Source organism: Thomasclavelia sp., assembly GCF_047249845.1.
In the GTDB taxonomy this organism is placed as follows: domain Bacteria; phylum Bacillota_I; class Bacilli_A; order Erysipelotrichales; family Coprobacillaceae; genus Thomasclavelia.
The window spans coordinates 1-5,294 of record NZ_JBKTWO010000086.1 but is presented as its reverse complement, the minus strand read 5'-3'; the positions used below and the strand labels follow the sequence as shown (position 1 = coordinate 5,294).

The 5,294-nt window shown below is 28.6% G+C and carries 7 protein-coding genes; all 7 read left to right on the top strand.

Features of this window, described 5'->3' with window-relative positions:
• Nucleotides 1–251 (top strand): hypothetical protein (locus ACLR9T_RS13205; protein WP_413109972.1); only part of this gene is annotated, 251 nt, incomplete at its 5' end.
• A gap of 138 nt (nt 252–389) precedes the next feature.
• On the top strand, nt 390–1,130 hold the full coding sequence (locus ACLR9T_RS13200; RefSeq protein WP_413109971.1) for a hypothetical protein: 741 nt from the start codon (nt 390–392) through the stop codon (nt 1,128–1,130).
• Nucleotides 1,131–1,135: 5 nt separating this feature from the next.
• The gene (locus tag ACLR9T_RS13195) at nt 1,136–1,444 is read left to right on the top strand and encodes a PadR family transcriptional regulator (protein ID WP_413109970.1); all 309 of its coding nucleotides are present in this window, start codon (nt 1,136–1,138) and stop codon (nt 1,442–1,444) included.
• A gap of 580 nt (nt 1,445–2,024) precedes the next feature.
• Complete coding sequence (locus tag ACLR9T_RS13190; protein ID WP_413109969.1) at nt 2,025–2,498, top strand: superoxide dismutase family protein; 474 nt, start codon at nt 2,025–2,027, stop codon at nt 2,496–2,498.
• Between the two features lie 53 nt (nt 2,499–2,551).
• Nucleotides 2,552–3,343, top strand: coding sequence for a Cof-type HAD-IIB family hydrolase (locus ACLR9T_RS13185; protein WP_413109968.1), 792 nt, complete (start codon nt 2,552–2,554; stop codon nt 3,341–3,343).
• 120 nt (nt 3,344–3,463) lie between these two features.
• Entirely contained in the window at nt 3,464–4,405 is a 942-nt protein-coding gene (locus ACLR9T_RS13180; protein WP_413109967.1) for a calcium/sodium antiporter, read from the top strand.
• Between the two features lie 9 nt (nt 4,406–4,414).
• A complete protein-coding gene (locus ACLR9T_RS13175) occupies nt 4,415–5,104 on the top strand; it encodes a glycerophosphodiester phosphodiesterase (protein WP_413109966.1) in 690 nt (229 codons plus the stop codon).
• Nucleotides 5,105–5,294 lie beyond the last annotated feature (190 nt).

Below are 5,294 nucleotides of genomic sequence, written 5' to 3'. Positions count from 1 at the left end.
AAGCAAATGCAATATTAAATGATCCAAATGCAACAAAAGAAGAAGTAGAAAATGCGATAAATGGATTAACAAAAGCAATGGCCGGATTAGAAACTAATTCAACTAACCCTGAAAGTACAGTAAAACCAGGAGACACAACAGTAACTACTGTTAAGACAGGAGATAATAGTGCGATTGGAGCAACTACTGGATTAACAGTTCTAGGTTTAATTGGATTATTGTTTAATCGTAAAAAGGCTCGTAAAGAATAAGTTTTAATGAGATTAGTTATATTGTACAGATATAGCTAATCTTTTTTTATGTGACGATAGTTGACATATATAAGTGTTTTTGTTATGATGTGTATGACGATGATTGACATATACGTTGTCGGTGAGAGGAATGATAAAATGAAAGAGATTTTTATCTGTTATAAAAGTGAAGGAACTAAAATTACTAAGATTTTAAATCAAAAAAAGAATGATGGATATATAGTAAAGGGTTTAGATTTTGGTGGTGGTTTGATGTCTGCTACTTTTGAAAGATATGATGAGGATTTTGTTTATTCACTTGATTATTCAAAACGATATAATAATGGCATAAATGATGATAATGAATATTTTGATATTGCTAGATTAAATGGTTGGAAATTACAGTTTGTAACTGATGGAATGGGAATATGGATAAATAATGACATGAAAAATGCAGTACCATTTTTTTTGGAAGAAGAGTATTTAAAGATTGAAAACGACGACTATAAAAAAAGAATGCGTTCAATTAAACGAACGGCGGTAGCAAATATTTCTTTGCTTATTCTAGGGTTGTTTCACTTTGCGTGGAGAGGTGGTCTTGATGTTTTTTATGGTATTCCCTTTCTTGCGATATATTGTTATTTGATATACGATATAATAAATAATAAGGATAAGTATCCAGAATTTGTGATTGAGTTTGTTAGTGTATGTTATGTATCGTCAATGTATTTAGTATCAAAGATAGAATTTGAATATGCAATGATAATTGAGGTGATATGTGTTTTTGCTTGTTTTTTCATTTTGATGAAAAATTCATTGGTATTAAAGAAAGTATTATTAGGGTTGTTTTTGATCTTTTGGATTATCTTATTTATTTTACATGTTATATTTGGAGGTTAGATTAAATGGCTAGAGAACAGTATCAAAGATTAACAGAACCAATGTTCTACTTACTATTGACAGTGATTGAAGAAAATCATGGTTATGCAATGATGCAGGATATTCAGATGTTATCTCATAATCGTGTTAAGGTTGGAAATGGTACTATGTATAACTTATTAGAACGTTTTATGAATGATGGGATTATAGAATTAACAGGAGTAGAGGCAAGAAAAAAATATTATAAGATCACATCTAAGGGATTGGAATTGTTAAAACAGGAACGTCAATTATTAAAACAACAAATTGAAGATTCTGATTTTTTGGAGAAATAAAAAATGGTATACAAACTTAGTTATTTTTATTCTAGTGAATATAAAAAGATATATTAGCTTTTAAACATTATGAAATAAATAATTAATTTTATTGATTTAAAAAAAGGTAAATCGGAGTTTGTGAAAAATAATAGCAACTATGTTTATGAAATTGATTATGATAATAATATAAAATCGTATAAAAAATGGCTAAAGTTAATTATGATTTTATTTGTTTTTATATTTGATAATCAATCTGTGAGCTTTTATTATCAGTCAGTATTTTTAGTATATATTATTGTTGTTAGTAATTATAAGCTAAAGCATAGACAACTATTATTTGATAAAGTATTAAAGGTTTTGGTTATTTTCCTTTTTGTTTATCTTTTTTTTTGAGGCGGTAACAATTCTTGTTTTAATTGATATTATTCGTGATAAATCTCTTATATTAAAAAGAATCGAGTATTTAAATCTTTATAAAATAATAATTATAGTTATTGTTATATATGCTAGTTTAGTATATAAAATGACAGCTCATCTAATATAGGTGAGCTGTCATTTTATTTAATAAATTTCATATACTAAATATTGGAGGAAGATAATGAATACATTTGAAATTATTAATATGTTATATAACGATGCACCAAAAGCATATGCAATTATTAAAGGGAATGGTGTAGAAGGAATATTGTTGGTTTATAGTTATAATAAAGGTAGCGTGTTGGTTGTTGAAGCTCAGGGGTTACCAGATACTGGTTGTAATCAAGGGGTTCATGGTTTGCATATTCATGAAGGGGCAACATGTACAGGGACAGAAGAAAATCCATTTAGTGATGCAGGTAGTCATTTTAGTATGAATGATTGTCTACATCCTTATCATAGTGGTGATTTGCCTCCTTTATTTTCGATGAATGGTCAGGCATGGATGAGTGTATATATTCAAAAATTTATGCCCGAACAAATTGTTGGAAGAACAATAATTATTCATGAAAAGGCAGATGATTTTACGACTCAGCCATCAGGAAACGCAGGTAAAATGATAGCGTGTGGAGAAATAATTGAATTATACCAATAATCTAAGCTTAAATATATTTAACTTGTGTTACAATATATAAGCGGAGGTATATTATGAGTAAATTATTATTTTTTGATATTGATGGAACTTTGATAGAATGTAATTTAGGTATATATTCAATTACTAATAGTACAATACAAGCGTTGGATCAATTGAAAGAAAATGGTTATGATGTTTTTTTAGCAACGGGAAGATGCAAATGTTTTATTACAGATGGTGTGATGAGCTATCCGTTTAGTGGTTATGTAACATGTAATGGGGCTTATGTTGAATATCATGATCAGCCTGTTTATAAAGCAATTATTCCTAGTGAAGCAATTAAAGCAACGATGAGATTCTGTGAAGAACATAACTTTAATTATTATTTTGAAAGTACAGATTATATTTATGTTCGTAACCGTAATGATAAAAAACATATTGAGTTTTGCAAAAATTGGGGTATGAAACCAGAAACAGTTATTGATGAATTTGATCCTGAAAAGATTGAAACGTATATTGGAATGATCGTGGTTAATCAAAAAGAAGATATACCAATAATGGTGGAGACATTGAGTCCTTATTTTGATGTTCAAAGACACCAGAGTGATTGTTCATTTGATTTAACCTTAAGAGGGGTTTCTAAAGCGGTTGGAATCAGCGAATTAGTAAAAAGGATGAAAAGAGATATTAAGGATACAATTGCTTTTGGAGATGGTAGAAATGATATTGAAATGTTAGAAACAGCAGGTTTAGGTATTGCTATGGGAAATGCTGTTGATGAAGCGAAAGCAGTTGCAGATTATGTGACTGCACGAATAGAAGATGATGGTATACAGAAAGCTTTAAAGAAATTTAAGTTGATTTAGCAGCCTGGAGCTGCTTTTTATATGTTAGTTATAGTTTTTTTATAGAATTGATGATATGATAGGACTAAAATTATAAGATTGATATAAACTTAAATTAGGAAGGAGATTATACTTAAAAATATGTTAATACAAATAGCTTATTTAATTGGCGGTTTTGTTTTATTGATCAAAGGAGCTGATATATTTGTAGAAGGAGCTTCTAAGTTGGCTGCGAAATTAAATATCCCACCAATTGTAATTGGACTTACAATTATAGCTTTTGGTACTAGTGCACCTGAGGCGGCAATTTCTATTACTTCGGCAATGAGTGGAAATGTTGATTTAGCCATAGGTAATGTAATAGGCAGTAATATTATGAATGTTTTACTTATTTTAGGGATTTCGGGTTGTATAGCACGATTGAGAGTAAATAATAATACATATCGATATGAAATCCCTTTTGTGATGGCAATAACACTTATTTTATTAGTGTTGGGTAAATTTGGTGGGTCAGTTGATCGATTTGATGGAGTGATTTTATGGGCTTTATTTTTATTGTTTTTGTTTTATTTATATCGTCTGGTTAAAAAAGGTGAAGATGTACCAATTGATGAAATTGAGGAGTTAGATGAAAAAGATACATTATTTCGTTTAGGGTTAATGATTATCTTAGGGATTGCGGCAATTGTAATAGGTAGTAATATGACAATCAATTCAGCAACATATATTGCAAAAGAAATTGGAATTAGCCAAAGATTAATAGGACTGACGATTATCGCGTTTGGTACTTCACTTCCAGAGCTGGTAACTTCATTGACGGCGGCATGGAAAGGAAAAAGTGATTTAGCAATTGGTAATATCATAGGTAGTAATATTTTTAATATTCTATTCGTGTTAGGAACAACTGCTTTAATTTCACCTACTGCAATAACATTTGAAAGTGGTTTTATTATAGATGGGATTGTAGCGATAGGAGCTTTGTTTTTGCTATATGCATTTATTGATGATAGACATCATTTAAAGAAGAGTGGGGCAATTATAATGTTAATAGGATATATAGCTTATTTTATAAGTGTTTTATAGAGGTTGATGATGATTAAACTAGGGCATAGAGGATATAGTGAAAAGTATCCTGAAAATACAATGATTGCTTTTAAAAAAGCAATTGAAGGTAATTTTGATGGAATAGAGACAGATGTTCATTTATCAAAGGATAATAAATTAGTATTAATTCATGATGAAAAAATAAATCGTACATCTAATGGAAAGGGGTATGTTAAAGATTTTACTTATAATGAACTTTGTAAGTTTAATTTTAATTATCGTTTTAAAAATATTGATGCAAGAATTCCTTTATTAGAAGAATTGCTGGATTATTGTAGTGATAAGGATGTAATACTAAATCTTGAGATAAAAACTGACAAGATTCATTATAATAATATTGAACAAATGACATATGATTTGGTTAAACAAAAGGGTTTGTTGAAAAAGGTGATTTTTTCTTCGTTTTGTTTAGAAAGTTTATTAATACTTAGAGAGATAGATAGTACAATTTATTTAGGTTATTTATATGAAGATGACTATGAAATAAATAAACAAAAAGTATTTAAGTATAAGTTTAATGCAGCTCATCCAAAATATGTATTTTTAAATGAAAAAGAAATAAATGATTATCATAGTCAGGGAATTGATGTTAATACATGGACTGTGAATAATGATGAAATTAAAGATTTTTTATTTGAAGAGGGAGTTAAAATAATAATTACTAATCGTGATATCTAAGACTGTTTTGGTCTTGGATTTTTTTATAAAGAAGTTTAACTGGATGTTAGCGTTTTCATGTAATTATAAGGTTTTTGTTGTGAAAATATGCACAATATTGCTTGTCTTTTTTGTTGATTTGGGTTACACTATCAATGGAAACAAATTAAATATTTCACAATGAATCGGAGGAAGAAATAATGGCAGAAAA

Coding starts and splice junctions, on each gene's coding strand:
- ACLR9T_RS13175 (WP_413109966.1), top strand. CDS start 4,415: ATGATTAAACTAGGGCATAGAGGATATAGTGAAAAGTATCCTGAAAAT.
- ACLR9T_RS13190 (WP_413109969.1), top strand. CDS start 2,025: ATGAATACATTTGAAATTATTAATATGTTATATAACGATGCACCAAAA.
- ACLR9T_RS13195 (WP_413109970.1), top strand. CDS start 1,136: ATGGCTAGAGAACAGTATCAAAGATTAACAGAACCAATGTTCTACTTA.
- ACLR9T_RS13200 (WP_413109971.1), top strand. CDS start 390: ATGAAAGAGATTTTTATCTGTTATAAAAGTGAAGGAACTAAAATTACT.
- ACLR9T_RS13185 (WP_413109968.1), top strand. CDS start 2,552: ATGAGTAAATTATTATTTTTTGATATTGATGGAACTTTGATAGAATGT.
- ACLR9T_RS13180 (WP_413109967.1), top strand. CDS start 3,464: ATGTTAATACAAATAGCTTATTTAATTGGCGGTTTTGTTTTATTGATC.